General features: G+C 71.8%; 9 protein-coding genes. 2 read left to right on the top strand and 7 right to left on the bottom strand.

What is annotated here, in order from left to right; translation table 11 throughout:
- Nucleotides 1-80 precede the first annotated feature (80 nt).
- Together AB0H37_RS12955 and AB0H37_RS12950 are read left to right on the top strand one after the other, a co-directional pair.
- Nucleotides 81-1,868, top strand: coding sequence for a tetratricopeptide repeat protein (locus tag AB0H37_RS12955; protein WP_360612562.1), 1,788 nt, complete (start codon nucleotides 81-83; stop codon nucleotides 1,866-1,868).
- A gap of 4 nt (nucleotides 1,869-1,872) precedes the next feature.
- Complete coding sequence (locus tag AB0H37_RS12950) at nucleotides 1,873-2,466, top strand: hypothetical protein (RefSeq protein ID WP_329094650.1); 594 nt, start codon at nucleotides 1,873-1,875, stop codon at nucleotides 2,464-2,466.
- Between the two features lie 114 nt (nucleotides 2,467-2,580).
- On the opposite strand, the gene AB0H37_RS12945 is transcribed toward AB0H37_RS12950, so the two are convergent.
- The 7 genes from AB0H37_RS12945 to AB0H37_RS12915 form a co-directional block, all read right to left on the bottom strand.
- On the bottom strand, nucleotides 2,581-3,201 hold the full coding sequence (locus tag AB0H37_RS12945) for a response regulator transcription factor (RefSeq protein ID WP_179832852.1): 621 nt from the start codon (nucleotides 3,199-3,201) through the stop codon (nucleotides 2,581-2,583).
- Between the two features lie 448 nt (nucleotides 3,202-3,649).
- Entirely contained in the window at nucleotides 3,650-5,032 is a 1,383-nt protein-coding gene (locus tag AB0H37_RS12940; RefSeq protein WP_360612560.1) for an acyltransferase domain-containing protein, read from the bottom strand.
- Nucleotides 5,033-5,106: 74 nt separating this feature from the next.
- Nucleotides 5,107-5,331: an MbtH family protein gene (locus AB0H37_RS12935; RefSeq protein WP_179832850.1), complete on the bottom strand. Its 225-nt coding sequence runs from the start codon at nucleotides 5,329-5,331 to the stop codon at nucleotides 5,107-5,109.
- A 39-nt stretch (nucleotides 5,332-5,370) separates the two neighbouring features.
- Entirely contained in the window at nucleotides 5,371-7,221 is a 1,851-nt protein-coding gene (locus tag AB0H37_RS12930) for an ABC transporter ATP-binding protein (RefSeq protein ID WP_360612558.1), read from the bottom strand.
- A complete protein-coding gene (locus AB0H37_RS12925; protein WP_329094657.1) occupies nucleotides 7,218-8,996 on the bottom strand; it encodes an ABC transporter ATP-binding protein in 1,779 nt (592 codons plus the stop codon). The genes AB0H37_RS12930 and AB0H37_RS12925 overlap by 4 nt, the downstream gene beginning before the upstream one ends.
- Nucleotides 8,997-9,078: 82 nt before the next feature.
- The gene (locus AB0H37_RS12920; protein WP_360612555.1) at nucleotides 9,079-13,761 is read right to left on the bottom strand and encodes an amino acid adenylation domain-containing protein; all 4,683 of its coding nucleotides are present in this window, start codon (nucleotides 13,759-13,761) and stop codon (nucleotides 9,079-9,081) included.
- On the bottom strand, nucleotides 13,758-19,628 hold the full coding sequence (locus tag AB0H37_RS12915) for an amino acid adenylation domain-containing protein (RefSeq protein ID WP_360612553.1): 5,871 nt from the start codon (nucleotides 19,626-19,628) through the stop codon (nucleotides 13,758-13,760). Before AB0H37_RS12915 ends, AB0H37_RS12920 begins: the two co-directional genes overlap by 4 nt.
- Nucleotides 19,629-19,676: the final 48 nt, after the last annotated feature.

Below are 19,676 nucleotides of genomic sequence, written 5' to 3'. Positions count from 1 at the left end.
CGCTGAAGCGCTTCGACAGGCGCTGATCTTGCCGTAGCATGCTGCTGCACATGCATGAGGGGGTGCATATGCATGAGCTAATGCACTGTGCAGGCGGCGCCGGCCCGGCGGTGCACCGGACGATCCTGTGCCTGGACGTCGAGGGCTACGGGCGCCGCACGAACGGGGACCAGCTCGCCGTGCGGGCGGGCTTGTACCGCGCCCTGCGGCGGGCCCTCGACGAGTCCGGCGTGCCCGCGGCCTCCTGCTACTGCGAGGACCGGGGCGACGGGGCCATGATCCTCGTCCGCCCGGACGTGCCGAAGGAGCTGCTGGCCGGCGCGTTCCCGGCGCGGCTGGCCGCCCTGCTGGAACGGCACAACGGCGGCGCCCCGCCGGACGCCCGCATCAGGGTCCGCGTCGCCGTGCACGCCGGCGAGATCCACCACGACGACCACGGCGTCGCCGGCACCGCGATCAACAAGGCGTTCCGGCTGCTGGCCGCCGGCCCCCTCAAGGACGCGCTGCGCAACTCCCCCGGCGTCCTCGCCCTGATCACCTCCGGCTGGTTCTTCGAGGAGGTCGTGCGGCAGAACCCCGCGTGCCGCGCGGCCGCCTTCCGTCCCGCGCAGGTCGCGGTCAAGGAGCTGCGGGAGCAGGCCTGGATGCGGCTGCCGGACTCCTGGCCGCATGCGGACAGCGCCCGGACCCTCCGGCTGCTCGCCCTGCACCCCGGCGCGGAGATCTCCGTCCCGGCCGCGGCCGTCCTCATCGACGTCCCCGACGCCGAGGCGCGGCTCCTGCTCGGCGACCTCGGCCTGGTGGAGCGCGGCGAGGGCCGGTACGGCATGCCCGCCCCCGATCCCGGCCGCGACCCCGGCCCCGCGCTCGCGCCGCAGGAGCGCTCGGCCGCCGTCCGCCGCGTCCTCGCCTGGTATCTCGGCACCGCCGACAACGCGCGCCGCCTGCTGTGCCCCGACCGCATCACCGCCCCGCCGCTGCCGGACGAGCCGGGCCGCGCCCTCCGCTTCGCCTCCGCGGACGAGGCCCGGCGCTGGTGCGAGACCGAGCGGCCCAACCTGGTCGCCGCCGCCCGCGCCGCCGCCGACGAGGGCCACCACGACATCGCCTGGCGGCTCCCCCTCGCCCTGTGGACGTTCTTCTTCCTCCGCGGCCCCTGGACCGACCGGAGCGAGGCGCTCCGCAACGGTCTCGCGTCCGCGCGCCTCCTCGGCGACGACCGCGGCATCGCCTACGTGCTCGGCGGCCTCGGCTACGCCAGCCAGAGCCGATGGCGGTTCGAGGAGTCCGTCGAACTGTTCACCGCGGCGTGCGAGGTGTTCTCCCGGCTCGGGGACGTGCGGGGCGAGGCGTGGACCCTGCACGGGCTCGGCTACGCCTGCCGCCGCCTCCAGCGGTACCGCGAGGCCGTCGCCCACCACCACCGGTCGGTACTGCTGGCCGCCGCGGTGGGCGACCGCCGCAACACCGGACGCGCGCTGACGGCCCTCGGCTACGCCTACGCCGGGCTCGCCGACTTCGGCTCGTCCCTGGACCACTTCCAGCAGGCCCACGGCATCGCGCTGGAGGCCGACGGGCGGACCCTCGGCTGGACCCTGCACGGCCTCGGCTACGCCCACCACGGCCTGCGCCGCCTGCACACCGCCATCGTCCACTACGAGAAGGCGCTGAACGTCTTCCGCGAATTCGGCGACCGTCCGGGCCAGGGCGAGACCCTCTACAACCTCGGCCGCGCCCACATGCAGATGTCCCGCCCCGACGCCGCCCGCGACTGCTGGCTGCTCGCCCTCGCCATCTTCGAGGACCTCCGGACCCCGCAGACCGAAGGCGTCCTCGCCCGCCTCCGCTCCCTCGATCCGAGATCATGAGGAGATGACCCTCCAGCAGCACATGCGCCGGGCCGCCGAAGACGCCCTGCGCTCGTTCCCCGAGGCACTCCTCCCCGACATCTACGTCATCTCGCTCCGGATCTCGCACGGCGAGTTCTCGACCGTCCACGAACTCTGGGACTACCCCTACGACCCGTACATGGCGATCGGCTACAACACCGAGAGCAACGTCCGGCAGAACCTCGAAGGCTCCTCCGCGGACCCGCTGGAGGTGCGCTGGAACTACGCCTGCATGCTCCTGGAGGAGTCCGGGCCGGCGGGACACCACCCCGCCGACCCCGAGGGCACCGCCCTCTACCTCGACGAGGTGAAGCGCCTCGGCCTCTGGTACGAGCCGGACGAAGACGCGGAGGCCGAGCAGGACGAGCAGGACGAACGGCTCTGCGCCCACTTCGACGACCTCTGCATCGACGCCGCGCGGCACCTGCACTCCACGGGCCTCGTCCAGAAGGTGCTGGGTCGCGAAGTGCCGATCATCCTCTTCGACATGTTCCGCATCATCGAACCCGGCGCCACCCAGGCGGCCAACCCGCCCCACCTCGTCCCCGCCGGCTACCTGACCTTCCAACAGGGCTGACGGACGTCGGGCCGGGGCTATGGGCGGGGAAATCGGCATCGGCGACCGGCCTGGCGCCTGTCCGGAAGGTACAGGGGAAGGATGGGGTTACTCGCCCATCCTCACCTCCTCGTTCTACTGGGCGTGCCGAATTCCAAAGCCGGAGACCGCCTGAACCGCGGCCCTGGTCAGCTCCGCCTTGTTTCCGAGGTTGAGCTTGCCGCGTATGCGCTTGACGTAGGTGTCCACCGTGTGACGGCTGATCCCGAGATGCCGGGCGATCTGGCCGTGCGTGTATCCGTTCGCGATGCAGTCGAGGACCTGTTGTTCGCGAAGTGACAGCTGGTCGGTCGCCGCCGGAGTCTCCAGGAACGACGACACCTCGTTCGGAATCACCATCCGTCCCGCCGCCGCCGTCCGGACGGCGTCCAGGAGGGTGTTGACCGGAGCATCAGGATGCAGGACGCCGCGGGCTCCGGCGCGTAAGCACCGCACGGCCTCCTCCCTTTCCTCGGGCCCGCGGGCCCAGCTCAGAATGAGGACCGAGGTCTTGTGGGACAACTCCGTGATCTGCCGTCCGCGCGCGACGCCGTCGGACGGACAGAATCCCAGAAGGACGACGTCGAGTGTGTTCGACGGTACGCCGTTCGTGTTCGATTGAGAAACCTCAATTGTCACTTCTTGCGCTTTATTGAACACATATCGTAGTCCGTGCAGGATGACAGGTCGTGGATCGATGATGCCAAGACGGATCACTTCACCCCCAACGATTGCGGGCTTCTGCTCTTCGCGCGTGCCGGGCGAACCTCATCCGGGCCACGTCAAAGAAGAGTAAGTTTCCGTAAGGGAACTCGTGAGGAAGGTGTTTTCTGCAGGGGTTTCAGATTGTTCCGCATCCAATGATCTATGAGGTGCGCCAGTTATTCAAGGCTCCCGAGCAACAAATGAGACGACTCTTCCGGGCCATCGAATAACTGCAGGTAGATCAACCTCCGGCACGAATCACGGCCCGCTCACACCGATCCGTGCCGTCTCGATCCGCTCGGTCCGCGGATTCGCAGCCGACCCGTCCGGCGGTGGACGCCCGTCACACCGCCGAGGCGGTCGGCCCGACCACCGGACCGCGGAGCGCGTGGGCCGGCGCGGCACCGTCGTCCACCGCATTCATCGCCGGACCTTCGATTCGCCATCCGGTCATGAGGAATCAGCGCTTCGTTTCAGCCTGGTCACCTTCGAACACGAAGTGTGGCAGGCGCTCTCTCGGCCCGTCAGGGAACAGGGCCGGCCAATTCACGTCCACACCCTCCACCCACAGGCGGCCCAACGCCGTCAGCACGCCGGCCACGTCCGAATCACGGGCCGCCGTTGTGGGAAGGGTGCTCAGAATCGTGCCGTCCGGTCGTCGGCCGGGATGTTGCTGGACCAGCGTGCCGAGCGTTCGGCCCGCACCGACCTCCACCAGTATCGGTGCCGGCAGACGCCAGAGCTCGGCCAGCTCGTCCTCGAAGCGGACGGTCCGGGACATGTGCTGTGCCCAGTATTCGGGGCTGGTCGCCTGGACCTCGGTCAGCCACGTTCCGGTGACATTCGACAGCAGCGGGATGGTGGGCGGACGCAGCGGGAACCCGGCGGCCAGTTCACGCATCCCCTCCTCGAACGGCTCGAGCATCGCCGTGTGGAAGGCGTGCCGGGTGGGCAGCCGCAGGCTGGCCACGCCCTCGGCCGCGAGCCGCCTTTCCAGGCGTTCCACCGCCGTGATCCGGCCGCCGACCACCGAGAGCCGCGGACCATCGGCCGCCGACAGCGACAGCTCACCGTCGAGGTGGTCGGCGAGGTGGTCGGCGCCGAGCATCACCGCGACCATCGCACCCTCGGGTGCGGTCTCGATCAGCTTCGCCCGGCGCGCCACCAGTTCCAGCGCGTCCTCCGGTGCCAGCACCTCCGCCGCACACGCGGCGACGTATTCCCCCAGGCTGTAGCCGGCCAATGCCGTGGGACGGATTCCCGCACCCATCAGGAACCTGGCCAGCGCGTACTCGACGGCGAAGACCAGGGGCTGGGCCGTCGCGGTCCGGTCCAGCTCGCCGGACCGTTCGTCCCGGCCGAGCAGCCGGGCCAGGTCGAGTCTGCCGTGCGGCCCGTCCGCCGGCGGCGCGGCCTCGCGGTTCTCCGGATAGAGGATTTCACGCAGATCCCGGCCGAGCTGGTTTATGAGGACCTCGGCGCAGTGGTCGAGCGCGCTACGGAAAAGGGGTTCGCTCCGGTAAAGGCCGGCCGCCATCCCGGCATAGTGGTCACCGACCCCGGGGAAAAGAAAGGCGAGCGGACGCTCCGCCGTCGTCGCGTGTCCGATGTGCGTCTCGCGGGCGGCCGGGGCCTGGAGCCGCCGCGCCGCGTCGGCGCAGTCGCGCGCCACCAGCGCCAGGCGGTGCGGTAGCCGCGGCCGGTCATGGACCAGGGATCCCGCCACCGCGGCGAGCGGAAGGCTCGGCCTGCCGGCCAGGAACCGAGCCAGCCCGCGTGCGGCCGCGGCAAGTTCGTCACTGGACGAGGCTGACAGGACGACGAGCTCGTAGGGCCTGGTCACACTGTTCCTCTCGTGCGGGGCCCCGGGGACGGCCCCTCAGGGCGGTCCCCGGGGCTACGGTGGTCTGAGCGGGATCAAGAAGAGCCGGGGACCGCCTGGGAATCCATCTGCCTGCGCAGGCTCAGTGGCCGCATGTCCGTCCACACCTGGTCGATGTGGGCCAGGCACTCAGGCTTGGTTCCCCGGGTGCCCTCCGCGCGCCACCCCGCCGGGATCTCCCGGTCCTCCGGCCAGATCGAGTACTGCTCCTCGTGGTTGGTCACGACCCGGTAGGTCCGCTCGTCGTCGTCATCGAACATTTCCCTCTCCTCTCGCGTTCTCCAGAAATTCCATGCCGTTCAGTCGTGCTCCACCCGGCCGGCATGCGCATCCCCCGGAAGGGATTCGTCGGCGTCCCACAGGTGGTGCATTTCCGCGCAGGTCTCCAGCAGTTCGTCCAAGGTGCCGACGGCGGACATCTCACCGTCGACGAGCACCACGATCTGATCGGCCCGGCGGAGGATGGACGGCCGGTGCGAAACGGCCAGGATCGTGGCGCCGCCGTGGTCCAGAAGCCGGTCCCACAACCGGCGCTCGGTGGTGACGTCCAGCGCGTTGGACAGGTCGTCGAAGACCATCAGGTCGGTACGGCGCACGGCCATCCGGGCGGCGGCGATCCGCTGCCTCTGGCCCCCGGACAGGCGCAGACCTCGCGGCCCGATCACGGTGTCGAGGCCCTTGTCCAGACCGGCGATGTCGTCTTCGAGCACGGCGAGGCGCACCGCCTCGGCCACCTCCGTCGGCGAGGAGGGGGCACCGAGCGTGATGTTCTCCCGGATCGTGCCGCTGAACAGCCGGGGGACCTGCGGCACGAAACTCGACCGCGGCGGGGTCAGGAACGTCTCGGGATGGTCGACGGGCACGCCGTTCCAGAGGACCGTGCCGCGCTCGGCGGGGAGCAGCCCGAGGAGCACCTGCAGGAGGGTGCTCTTGCCGGATCCGACCCTGCCGGTCACGACCGTGACCGTGCCGGCGGGCAGGTGGAGATCGATGTCGCGGACGCCGCGTGAGGTCCCGGGGTAGCGCGAGGTGAGGCCACGGGCCTCCAGCAGGCGCAGCGGCGCGGAACGGTCTTCGCGGGGTGCCGGCCGCGGCGGCTCGCGCCGCAGGTGGGTCCGCGTGCGGGCGATCACCGCTGATTCGTCGTCGGCGAGTTCGGCCACCCGGCGCGTGGAGAGTTCGGCCTTCTGGAACCGGGCGAAGAACATGCCCAGCGCGGTCACCGCCTCGGTGATGAACTGGATGTAGAAGACGAAGAGCGCCAGGTCGCCCACGGTGAACTCGCCGCCGCGCATGCGCGCCGCTGCCAGCAGCAGCACGAACCCGGTGCCGAGCGCGGCCGTGCCGTTGAACAGGGACGTCTGCACGGTGGTCAGGAGCACCTCGCGGGCGGCGAGACGCAGCCTGACGGCGTTGGCCTGCCGCAGCCGCGCGACGAACCGTTCCTCGGCACGTCCGACCTTGATCGCCTGAACCCCGCCGACCGCCTCCCCGACGACGCTGCTCACCTCCGCGGCCGCCCGGCGACCGGCGTTCTGGCATTCGCGCAGCGGCCTTGCCAGCGCCCGGCTCGCCAGCACCATGACCACCACCGGGACGACGAGCCCCAAGGTCACGACGGCGTCGATACCGAGCATGATGATCAACGCCGCCACGGCGATGATCAACCGGGAGAGGTTGGACGCCGACCAGATCGCGAAGACGCCGACCTCGTCGGTGTCGGCGCCGAACCGGCTGACGGCGTCGCCGCCGGTGCGGTCCAGCGCTCGCCCGGCGGGTTTGCGCAGGATCGCGCGCAGCGCGTTGACCTGCAGGGCCGCGCGGATCCGGTAGGTGAAGTGCGGTTCGACCCGGCTGAGGATCACGCCGTACCACACGGTCACCTTGGTGGCCTCCGCGGCCGCCACCAGGGCGATGAGCGACCAGGCCGACGTGCCGGCCGGATCGGTGCCGCTGAGGGTGTCGAAGACCATCTGGAGCAACAGTCCGGTGGCCAGGAGCGCGCCCCGCAGCAGGATCCACAGTCCGGTCAGGCCGAGGTAGGTGGGCGCCGAACGGGACAACAGCGGGATCAGCAGCGCCCGCCGGACGGGACGTCCCCGGGGGGGCGCGGGCGGCGGCTCCGGCCGGCGTGTCCGCGGTGCCCTCATGCCAGTGCCTCGTTGGCGGCGAGCAGGCGGGAGAACCGCGAGGACGGATCCGCGACCAGCCGGTCCCGTGGGCCGTGCTCGGCGACGCGGCCATCGCTGAGCAGGAGCACCTCGTCGACGGTGCCGAGGGTTTCGAGCCGGTGCGCCACGATGATCGCGGTGCGTCCGGCGAGCAGGCGTTCCATGGCCGTCTCGAAGACCCGCAGGCTCGCCGGGTCCAGTCGCGACGTGGCCTCGTCCAGGAGCACCAGGCCGGGGTCCTGGATCAGGACGCGGGCGAAGGCCAGCAACTGCTCCTGGCCGGCCGACAGCCCGGTGTCGCCCGGGCCGAGGAGGGTGTCCAGCCCCGCGGGCAGGCTCTCCAGCCACTGCCGCAGCCCCACCTCCGCGAGCGCCTCGCGTACCCGGGCGTCGTCGACCGTGTCATCGAAGAGCGTGACGTTGTCGCGGACCGTGGCGGCGAACAACTGGACCTCCTGCGTGACCAGGCCGACCTGGTCGCGCAGTGAGGCCACCGAGATCTCCCGCAGGTCGCGGCCGTCGAACCGGACCGTCCCCTGGGTGGGGTCGGCGAACCGGAACAACAGGCGTATCAGGGTGCTCTTTCCGCTGCCTGTACGGCCGACTATGGCCAGCCGGGTCTTCGGCCGGAGGCGCAGGGAGATATCGCGGAGCGCATCTTCTTCGGGCCTGTAGCTGAACGAGACGCGCTCGAACTCCACGGCGGGCGCCCCCGCGGGCAGGGTGGCTTCGCCGGTGCGGACCACGCTGTGCTCGTCGAGCAGGCCGTGGATGCGCCGCAGCGCCCCCAGCGCGGCTTCGAGATCATGAAACTGCGAGGTGATCACCAGCATGGGGGTCTGCACCATGACCGCGTAGACGACCAGGGTGTAGGCCGCGCCGAGGGTCATCTGGCCGGACGTGTAGAGCCATACGCCGGCCCCGAGGGCCATGACGAACCCCGCCGACGCCAGCGACTGCGCGGCCGCGGGCCAGCGCACCCCCAGCAGCGCGGCGCGGCGACTGGCCCAGAACAGCGTTCCGGCGTAGGTCCAGAAGCCGTGCACGGTGTGTTCCTCGGCTCCGTTGGCCCGCAGATCGGGAAGTCCGTTCAGGCGTTCCTCGAAGAACCCGAGCAGTTTCGCGTTGGCCTCCCGCTGGGCCGCCATCGCCGGCACGGCGGTGCCGACCAGTCTCCGCAGCAAGAAGAAGGAGGCGGTGACGAACGGCGCGTACACCAGTCCGATCCGCCAGTCCTGGACGAACAGCGCGACCCCGATCCCGACCACCAGCAGCACGTTGGACAGGACCAGCAGGAACATCTGCGAGAAATAGTTGGCCAGCTTGCTCACGTCCCCGTCGATCCGGTCGATCAACTCTCCGGGGGCGTGCCGCTCATAGAAGGACATGTCCAGCCGGAGGCAGTGCTCGGTCAGATCGGCGCGCAACTCGTTCGTCGCGCTCCAGGCCACCCGGGCGCCCCGGTATTCGGCGACGATCCAGATCACCTGCGCCACCACCGCGACCGACAGGTAGATCGCGCCGAGCCCCAGCAGATTCGACAGCGGGGCACCGGAGCGGACACCGTCGATGAACCTCCCCAGCAACTGCGGGTTGGCCACCTGGAGCGCCGTGTAGACCAGTGTCGTCACCGCGAGCACGGCGGCGACGGCCCGGTGCGGCCCCAGGTAGGTGCGAAGGGTTCTTGCGGCGTTCGATCCCACGGTGCCGTCCGCGTTCCCGGTACTCGAAGGCTCGGCACTCGCATGCGCCATACAACGGTTCCTTCAGACGATGGATTCTTTGAGCATTCGGGGCGGTCGCCCCATGGCCATGATGTCGGTCGACGCCCCTCGGTCAGCGGTCTTCGGTCAACGCGGTCAACAGCGTGTCCAGCCGGTCCTGGTCGAGTCCCGACTCGGGGAAATCGGAGGGCGTGTAGCCCCCGGCCTCCGGCCGGGTGCAGTGCGAGATCAGTTCGCGGAGGCCGGCGATGGTCTCCTCGGCGAGGCGCTCGACCGCCTGGTCGCTGTAGTGCGCCGTGCTGTAGGAGAAGGTGATGTCCAGGTGCCCGTCGATGGTGATCGCATCGATGTCGAGCAGGTGCGGGCGCGCGTTCTGCGGGTGGAACGCGGGCGGCGGCGATTCCGGTGCCCGCCGCAGCCGCAGCGCCGGTCCGTCATGGGCGCCTGGTTCCGTGTGGTCACCGGCGATGGCGGTGTCGAACTGGCCCAGGTAGTTGAAGCCGACGCGTGGCGCCGGCCGTGCCGCGAGGGTCGGTGCGTGCGCCGAATGCAGATGGCGCAGCAGACCGTAGCTCAACCCGTGATGCGGCACCGCGCGCAACTGCTCTTTGACCGCCTTGAGCGCCGTTCCGGGATCGTCGCCTGGGGGCAGGCTGAGCGTCACCGGGGCGATGGAGGTGAACCAGCCCAGGGTGCGGGACAGGTCCGCTCCGTCGACCAGATGCTGTTCCCTGCCGTGGCCCTCCAGCCACAGCGACACGTGGTTCGACGCCGTCGACCGGGTCAGCGCCCGCGTCAGCGCGGTGAGCAGCACGTCGTCGATATGGGTTCGGTAGGCCCGCGGAACTTCGCGCAGCAGCAGCCGGGTCTGCTCCACGTCCAGGCCGACCGTGGTGCGCGCCGTGTCCTCCTCGCGGGCGTGCTCCGGTGGCTGCGGCAGGTCCGGCTCCGGACCGGCGGGGTCCGCCGACGTCTGGGAGAGCCAGAAGTCCAGGTCGGCCTCTGTCTCGGGGGCGTGCGCCAGCTCGCGCAGGGCCCGCGCCCAGGCGGAGATCGGCGTGGTCGCGGACGGCAGGCGAACCGGCGCCCCGGCGGCGGCCTGCCGGAATGCCGTGTGGAGATCCTCCAGGAGGACGCGCCAGGACACTCCGTCGATGACCAGGTGATGGGCCAGCAGAGCCAGCCGGCGCCGGTCCGGCCGGCCGCCGTCGATCACCAGCACCCGCAGCAGGGGCGGTCTGCCCAGGTCGAACTCGGCGGCCGCCTCCAGCGCCGCGCCCAGCGCCGCGTCCCAGTCGTCGCTCTCGGCCACGTCGACCAGGGTGACCGACTCGTCGGTCGCGGCGCGGTCCACGGCCCGCGCCTCGGCGTGCCATCGGCCGTGCGGGCCGCTCCGGTCGAAGCGCAGGCGAAGGGCCTCGTGCCGGTCGCCGAGGGCGGCGACCACGTCCCGGAGGTGCTCGGCGATCCGGGCGCAGCCGGCGTCGGCGTCCAGCGCGAACAGCCATCCCTGGTTCCAGTGCCCCGGACGGGTGAGTCCCTGCTCGAAGAACCAGTGCTGGACGGGCGTGAGGGGCAGGTCGCGGGCTTCGGCGGCCGATCCTTTCCGGGCGTGCCGCACGCCGATGGGGCGGGTCATGGGCTCGGCCACGGCGGCGAGTTCGCGGACGGTCTGCTTGTCGAAGAACTGCCGCGGCGTGATCCGCAGCCCCTCCTGAGCGGCCCGGGAGACCACCATGATGCTGAGGATCGAGTCGCCGCCGAGTTCGAAGAAGTTGTCCAGCGCGCCGACCCGGTCCACGCCGAGCACGTCGGCCCATATCGCGCCGAGGGTCTTCTCGGCGGGGTCGCGCGGCGGGACGAACTCCTGCGCCAGCTCGGGACGGACGCCGTCGGGGGCCGGCAGCATCGCCCGGTCCACCTTGCCGTTCGCGGTCAGGGGAAGGGCGTCCAGCCAGACGAACACGGCCGGGACCATGTAGTCGGGCAGCCGCGCGGCGAGGTGGTCGCGCAGCTCCGAGACCGGGACCGGTTCGGCGCCCCGCGCCGGCAGCACGTAGGCCACCAGCCGCCGTGAGGAGGTGTCCTCCTGGTCCTGGGTCGTCACCACCACGTCGCGGACCGCGGGATGACCGGAGAGCACCGCCTCGATCTCCCCCAGCTCGATGCGGAACCCGCGGACCTTGACCTGGTGGTCGGCCCGGCCGACGAACTCCAGGCATCCGTCGGGCATCCAGCGGACGAGGTCTCCTGTCCGGTACAGCCGGCCGCCGCCGGCGCCGAACGGGTCCGGCACGAACCGTTCGGCGGTCATTCCGGGCCGTGCCAGATAGCCCCGGGCCACTCCCGAGCCGCCGACGTACAGTTCGCCCGGGACGCCCGCGGGCACCGGGCGCAGCTCTGGATCGAGCACGTAGCCCCGTGTTCCGGTGAGCGGCCGGCCGATGGGCACCCGGGTGACGTCGGACCGGTCCGGCACGGGCCAGATCACGCACGACACCGATGTCTCGGTGGGGCCGTAGACGTTGGCGGCCTCGGCGTGGCAGACCTCGCGGAAGGCGTTGACCAGGCCGGCCGGCAGGGCCTCACCGGCGATCAGGACGAGCCTCAGATGGTGGCCGAGGCGGCGCCGGGGGTCGGCGAGCACGGTGTTGAGCAGCGACGGCACGTAGGACACGACGGTCACCTTGTGCTCGTCCATCACCTGGGCCAGGCGTTCGGGGTCCTTGGCGTCGGTGTCCGGCACCACCAGAGCGGCGCCGGTCAGGAACGGCCAGAAGACCTCCCAGACCGACGCGTCGAATCCGACCGAGGTGCGCTGCGCGATCCGGTCGTCGGGCCCGATCGGGAACGTGCGCTGCATCCAGCCCAGATGGTTGAGGACCCCGCGGTGGGTGGTCATGACCCCCTTCGGGCGGCCGGTCGAGCCCGAGGTGCAGATGATGTACAGCAGGTTGTCCGAGGACACACCCGCCTCCGGCGGGGTGGCCGGTGCGCGGCCGATCTCTTCCGCCTCGGCCTCCAGCCTCATCACCCGCGCCGCGCCGCCTCGCGGCAGCCGGTCGGCGGCGGTACCCCCTGTCAGGACGAGCCGCACGCCGGTGTCGGCGATCAGGGAGGCGATGCGGGCCTCCGGGTACTCCGGATCCAGGGGCACGTAGCAGCCGCCCGCCTTCACCACGGCCAGCAGCGCCACCAGCAGTTCGACCGAGCGTTCCAGACACACGGCGACCGGCACGTCGGGGCCCACGCCCGCGGCGCGGAGATGGTGTGCCAGCCGGTTGATGCGCGCGTCGAATTCGCGGTAGGTCAGGCGCTGCTCTCCGCAGATCACCGCGAGCGCGTCGGGGCGCCGGCGGGCCTGGTCGTCGAGGAGTTCGGGGACGGTGGGGCCGAGAAGGTCGGGCTCGCCTCCATCGGCCCAGTCGCGCAGCAGCCGGTCTCCTTCGGCGGAGGTGAGATGCCGCAGTCCCCCGACCGGGCGGTCCTGGTCGTCGGCGAGGCCGTCCGCGATGCCGGTGAGGAGCGTGCGGAGGTGTCCGAGCAGCCGCTCCGCCGCCGGATCGGACAGGCGCCGCCGGTCATGGTGAAGGCGCACCTCCAGATCATCGGTCCCCGCCACGACGAGCGTCACGGGGTAGTGGGGCCGTTCGTGAGCTCGGACGCCGGTGACGCGGAGGTCCTCGTCGGTGCCGAGCCATCCGGTGCGCACCGGGTAGTTCTCATAGGCGACGATGCTGTCGAACAGTGCGGTCCCACCGGGGACATCGCTCCAGCGCTGCACCTGGGCGAGGGGACTGTAGTCGTATCGCCGGCCGGCGGCCAGGTCCTTCTGCAGAGTGGCCAGCCACCGCAGGAGCGGTGCGGACTCGTCGACGCGGACCCGGATCGGCAGGGTGGCGCTGAGCAGGCCCACCATCCGCTCGACGTCCGGCACCTGCGGCGGACGGGTGGACACGACCGAGCCGAACACCACGTCGCGCTGCCCGCTGTACCGGCTGAGCAGCAGCGCCCACGCGCCGTGGACGACCGTGCCCAGGGTGAGGTGCCGGCGCTTGGCCAGGTCCTCCAGCCGGGCCCGCAACTCGTCCGGCAGGACATCGGTGATCTCGCCGAAGCCGGGCTCGCCCCGCGCCGCCGGATGGCCGACGGACATCGGCGTGGGTTCGCGGAACCCGGCCAGATGCTCCCGCCAGTGCCGCTCCGCCGCGGCAGGGTCCTGCCCGTGCAGCCACGCCACGTACTCCCAGTGCGGCGGGCCCGGTGCGGCCTCCTCCGTGCCGTCGGCGTCCGCTCGCCGGTACCGGGTGAACGCGTCGTCGACGACCAGCTGGACCGACCAGCCGTCGAGCAGCAGATGGTGGAACGTCAGGACGAGCCACCAGTCCTCGTCCGTGAGCCGCACCAGCACCATGCGCATCAGCGGGGCGCGGGCGAGTTCGAACGGCCGGGAGCGGTCGTCCTCCAGCAGCCCGCTCAGCTCCTGCTCCCGCTCCTCGTGGGACACCGCGCGCCAGTCCAGCTCCGTCCAGGGCACCGGGACGGAGGTCCGTACGACCTGGAGAGGCTCATCGGTGCCCTCCCAGACGAAGGCCGTGCGGAGGGCCGGATGCCGGTCGGCCACCCACTGCCAGGAGTCGCGCAGGCGCGACGCGTCCAGCGGACCGCGCAGCGTGAACACGATCTGGTTGACGTAGAACCCGGCGGCCGGATCACCCACGCTGTGCAGCAGCATTCCCTGCTGCATCGCCGTGAGCGGGAAGACCTTTTCCACTTCACCGTTGTCGATCATCATGATCCTTCGCTGAGCCGGTCCTGCTCGCGCATGACGGAGAGGATGTAGTCGAACGTGTCCCCGTCGATCCGGGTGACGGGGAACCGGTCGTCGCCGGAGGCGTCGGGGACGCCGGGACGGTCCGGTCCGGACCATCGGGCGAGCCGGGCCAGATCCGCGATGGTCTGCTTGTCGAAGAACTGCTCCGGCGTGATGTGCAGCCCCTCCCGGGCGACCCGGGAGACGACCATGATGCTGAGGATCGAGTCGCCGCCCAGCTCGAAGAAGTTGTCGAACACGCCGACCCGGTCCACCGCCAGCACACGGGTCCAGGCATCGGCCAGGATCTTCTCGGCGCGGTCACGAGGCGGCACGAAGCGCCCGCCCGTCTGCTCCCTGGTGACCTCGGCCGCCGGCAGTGCCGCACGGTCCACCTTCCCGCTGGCGGTGAGCGGCAGGGACGCCAGCCACTGGAAGGCCGACGGGACCATGTACTCCGGCAGCCGGGCGGCCAGGAACTCCCGCAGGCGGGGGACGGGGACCTCCGAGCCGTCGCCCGCCGGCACCAGGTGCGCCACGAGGCGCGTCGTGTCGGCGCCGTCCCGCCGGGTCGTGACCACCACGTCGCGGACGGCGGGGTGTTCGGCCAGCACGGCCTCGATCTCGCCGAGCTCGATGCGCAGTCCCCGCACCTTGACCTGGAAGTCGGTGCGGCCGAGGAACTCCAGTTCTCCGTCCGGCAGCCGGCGGACCCTGTCCCCGGTGCGGTAGAGGCGCCCGCCGTCGTCGGTGAAGGGGTCGGGGGCGAACCGTTCGGCGGTGGTCCCCGGCCGGTTCAGATAGCCGCGGCCGACCTGGACGCCGCCCAGGCACAGCTCCCCCGGCACGCCCACCGGGACCCGCTGCCCTTCGCCGTCGAGCACCTCGGCTCGCGTGTTGCTCACCGGCCGGCCGATCGGGACGGTCCGCTCGGCCGGATCGCAGGGATGCCAGGTGACGTCGATCGTCGCCTCGGTCGGCCCGTACAGGTTGTGCAGGGCGACGCCGGGCAGGACCTCGGCGAAGCGTCGCGCGAGCTCCGCCGGCAGGGGTTCACCGGAACAGATCACCCGCCGCAGGCAGGCCGGGCGGCCGAGTTCCCGCACCCGATCCAGGAACGGGTTGAGCATGCTCGGCACGAAGTGCAGGGTCTGCACGTCCGCACGCGTGACGAGTTCAAGGAGACGGTCCGGGTCGCGGTGCCGTCCCGGCTCGGCGACGATCAGCCCGGCCCCGGCGGTGAGCGGCCAGAACAGCTCCCACACCGACACGTCGAACGTGAACGGCGTCTTGTGCAGGACGCGGTCCCGCGGTCCGAGCGGGAAGGCCTCCTGCATCCAGCGCAGCCGGTTCACCAGGCTCCGGTGGCTGATGCCGACGCCTTTCGGGCGGCCCGTCGAGCCGGACGTGTAGATGACGTAGGCGAGTTCGTCCCCGGCCTCGGCGCCGTCGCCCGTGAACGCCGGTGCGCCCGCCTCCACGGGCGTGTCGAGGTCCCCGTCGTCCCAGTGCAGCAGCGTCGCCCCGGCGCCGGTCAGGTCGTCCGCATGGTCGTCGGAGGTCAGGACGACGGTGGCGCCCGAGTCCTCGACGGCGAATCGTCGGCGGGACGCCGGGTGATCGGGATCCAGGGGGAGGTACGCGCCGCCCGCCGCGAGCACGGCGTGCACCGCGACCACCAGCTCCACGCCGCGGTGCAGGCATACCCCGACCACGCTCTCCGGGCCGACGCCGGCGCGGCGCAGCCGTCCCGCCAGCCGATCGACCGCGGCGGCGAACTCGCGATAGGTGATCCGGCGCTCGCCGAACCCGAGCGCGAGCGCGTGCGGCGAAGCCGCCGCCTGCTCGGCCACCAGGTGCGGCAGGCGCACGCGCCGATGAGCGCGGCGGGTGCGGTTCCATTCCGCGATCTGGTCGTGTTCCCCGGCGGTGAGCATGGGGAGCGTCGCCACCAGGCGGTCCGGCTCGGCCACCGCGGCGGCCAGCAGCGTCAGCAGGTGGCCGGTGAGCCGTTCGACGGTGTCCGCCGTGAACAGGTCCACGTCGTACTCGAATACGCCGCGCAGGCGGTCGGCGTCCTCGACCAGGTAGAGCGCCAGGTCGAACTTCGCCGTACCGGTGTCCGGAGGGAAGAGCTCCTCGGCCTGCCCGGCGGTTCCGTCCAGCGGCGCCGCGGCCTGCAGGGTCAGCATCACCTGGAAGAGGGGGTTGTGCGCCATGCTCCGCCGCGGCGCCAACTCCTCCACGAGCCGTTCGAAAGGCATCTCCTGGTGGGCGTAGGCGCGCAGGCAGGTGCGGCGGACCCCGTCCAGCAACCGGCGGAACGACGGCCGTCCGGAGGTGTCGGTGCGCAGCACCAGGGTGTTGGCGAAGAAACCCGCCAGCTCTTCGACATCGGCGGCCGGCCGGCCGGCGACCGGGGCGCCGACCACGACGTCCGACTGGCCGGACCAGCGGGACAGGACGGCGGCGAAGCCGGCGAGCAGCGTCATGAACAGCGTCGCGCCCTCGGCGGCGCCCAGTCTCCGCATCGCGGCGAGCAGGGCCGGAGGAACCTCCACGTCGTGGCGGGCTCCGCGGTGCGCCTGAACACGCGGGCGCGGGCGATCGGTCGGTAGTTCCAGGAGCTGCGGCGCCCCGGCGAGTTCGTCCGTCCAGAACCGCACCAGGTCCGCCTGCCGCTCGCTGGTCAGCAGCTCGCGCTGCCAGGCGGCGAAGTCGGCGAACTGCACCGGCAGCGGCGCCAGGGTGTCGGAGGCGAGGAGACGGAGCAGATCGCGCAACAGCACACCGCCCGACCAGCCGTCGGTGATGAGGTGGTGCAGGGTGAGACCCAGTACGTGGTCTCCTTCGGACAGCCGGATCAGGCAGGCCCGCCACAGCGGTGCCGTGCCCAGGTCGAAGAGACGCCGCGCCTCGGCGTCCAGCACGTCGCGCGCCCCGGCGAGCGGATCCGCCGATCCCCCGCTCGGGGCCGGCGGGCCGGATCCGTCGAGCTCGATCTCCTTGAGCTCGACGGCGACGGACTCGTGCACCGTCTGGAACGGACGTCCGTCCACCACCGTCACCGAGGTGCGCAGAACCTCGTGGCGCCCGGCCAACTCGGCCAGCGCGACGCGCAGCCGGGCCGTGTCCAGCTCGCAGCGCAGCCGCACGGCCACGGGGACGTTGTACGTGGCCTGACCGGGTTGCAGTTGCTCCAGCACCCAGAGCCGTTCCTGGGAGAACGATGCCGGAAGGGGCCCGCCGTCGCGTGGCCCCCGGCGCAGCTCCGGGGTCGCGACGGTGGCCTCGTGCCGTCCGAGCGCCTCCCGAACGGCGCTCGCGGCGCCGGCGACGGTCGCCTCCTCGAACAGTTCGGCGATTCCCAGGTCGACGCCGAAGACGTCCTGCACCCGGGTCAGCAGCCGTACCGCGAGGATCGAGTTGCCGCTCAGCGCGAAGAAGTTGTCGAACACCCCGAAGCGATCGGTCCGCAGTACCTCGGCCCAGAGTCCGGCCAGCCTGCGCTCGATGTCGTCGCGAGGTGGGACGGAGTCCTCCGGCGGCTGCCCGTCCACCGTCTCGGGGATCGGCAGCGCCTGCCGGTCGATCTTCCCGTTGGCCGTCACCGGAAGCGCCTCCAGCAGCACGAACGCCGCCGGGACCATGTAGTCGGGCAACCGGGAGGCCACGAACCCCCGCAGTTCCTCCGGACGAGGCCGCTCCGCCTCCGCGGGCACCAGATAGCCCACCAGCCGCCGCGAGTCGGGGCCGTGGTCCTCCCGGACCGTCACGACCGCTTCGCGCACCCCGGGATGGCGGGTCAGCGCGGCCTCGATCTCGCCGGGTTCGACGCGGAACCCGCGTATCTTCACCTGGAAGTCGGCTCTGCCGACGAAGTCCAGGGTGCCGTTCCGCGCCCACCGCACGAGATCACCCGTCCGGTACAGCCGGCCGCCTCCGCGCTGGAACGGGTCCGGCACGAACCGCTCCGCGGTCAGCCCCGGGCGCCCCGCGTACCCCCGGCCGATCCCGGTGCCGCCGAGGTAGAGCTCGCCGACGACTCCGGCGGGCACCGGCTGCATCTCGCGGTCGACCACGTAGGCCCGCATCCCCGGCACCGGCCGGCCGATGGTCGCGATCGGGCCGGACGTGCCGTCCGGCGGCGCGTCGATCACGGCGTGGCACTGGTCGTCGCTGCACTCGGTGAGGCCGTAGGTGTTGAGCAGCGGGACGGCGGGATGGAGGTCGAGCCACCGGCGCACGAGATCGCCGGGCAGCGCGTCGCCCGTGGGCACCAGCCAGCGCAGTCCCGCCAGCCGCGACGCGGCGGGACCGGCGAGCATCATGCTGATCGCCGCGGGCACGGCCTGGAGCACGCTCACCCCGCCGCTCCGCACCTCTTCGGCGAGCCGTTCGGGATCCTCCAGGGCCTCATCGGGCACCACGTGCACCCGACCGCCGATCGTCAGGGGGGTGAGGCACTGCCACACCACCACGTCGAAGGTGGCCGGCCCGTTCTGGGCGAGCACGTCCTCCGGTCCCATGCCCAGGTCGCTGATCTTGGCGGTCATGTGGTTGAGCAGGCCGCGGTGCAGGACGCCGGCCCCCTTCGGCGCGCCGGTGGTGCCGGAGGTGAACATGACGTAGGCCACCGCGTCGGGGAGGCAGCGGGCCGGCGGATCCCCGGCGGGCCGGTCGAGATGGGCCCGCGGGTCGATGTCGATCCAGACGGGGCGCCGGTCCTGCGGCGCCGCCGCCATCGCGCCGGTGAGGGCCTCGCGGCCCGCCGCGTCGCCCAGCACCACGCCGCAGCCGCTCTGGGCGATGATGTAGCGCAGCCGGTCGGCCGGCTGGGCCGGGCTGAGCGGGACGAACGCGCCCCCGGCCTTGAGCGTGGCGAGCATCCCCGCGATGAAGTCGGGACCCCGCCGGGCCATGAGACCGACGAACATCTCGGCCCCGGGCCCCGGCCCGAGCGAGCGGTGTTCGCGCAGCCGGTGCGCCAGCCGGTTGGCGCGCGCGTTGAGTTCCGCGTAGCTGACCCGTTCGGAGCCGCTGCTGACGGCGATGGCCTCCGGGGTGCGGGCGGCCTGCGCTTCGAACAACGCCGGCAGGCAGTCTTCCGGCCGGTCCACGCTCACCGGGGCCGGTCCACCGTCGGCCCAGCCGGCCAGCGTCCGGCGTTCGGACGCCGTCAGCAGCGGCAGGGCGGCCACCGGCCGGTCGGGGTCGGCCGCGGCCGCGGCCAGCAACGTGCGCAGGCTGCCGGCCAGCCGCTGCGCCGTATCCCTGTCGAAGAGGCCCGTGTCGTAGTCCAACGCGCCGCTGAGAGCGTTCTCGCGCTCCGTGAATCGCAGAGCCAGGTCCAGTGACGTCCCGGCAGGACCCCTGGCCGGCGCCACCGGGGCGTCCAGCGCTTCGTCGTCCAGCGTGAGCGCCACCTGGAACACGGGGTGGTGGGCCGGGTCCGGCGGCAGCGCCAACGCCTCCACCAGGGACTCGAAGGGGAGATCACTGTGCGCGTCCACCCGTTCGCACGTCCGCCGCAGCCGCCCCACCACCTCGCGGAACGACGGGCGGCCCGAGAGGTCCGCGCGCGTCGGCATCGGCGAACCCACCACGATGTCCGTGAGACCGGACCATCGCGCCATGACGACGGAGAAGGCCGCCAGCAGCGGGACGAGAGGCGTCGTCCGCTCAGCGGCGGCCAGTTCCCTCAAGGAGGAAAGGGTCTCCCCGGGCACCTCGACGGGGAGCCGCCCGGTTCGACGGGACGCCGCATGGCGGGGTCGATCGGTCGGAAGCGTCAGGACCTCGGGCGCGCCGGAAAGCTCCTCCCGCCAGAACGCGACGAGTGGGACCATCTCGACCTCCTTGCTGCGTTGGACCGGCGGGCGGCCGGGCGGTCGACC

Source organism: Actinomadura sp. NPDC023710 (genome assembly GCF_040639875.1).
Taxonomy (GTDB): Bacteria; Actinomycetota; Actinomycetes; order Streptosporangiales; family Streptosporangiaceae; genus Spirillospora; species Spirillospora citrea.
Note: the sequence above shows the minus strand (reverse complement) of the source record. Positions and strands in the feature narration are given on the sequence as shown.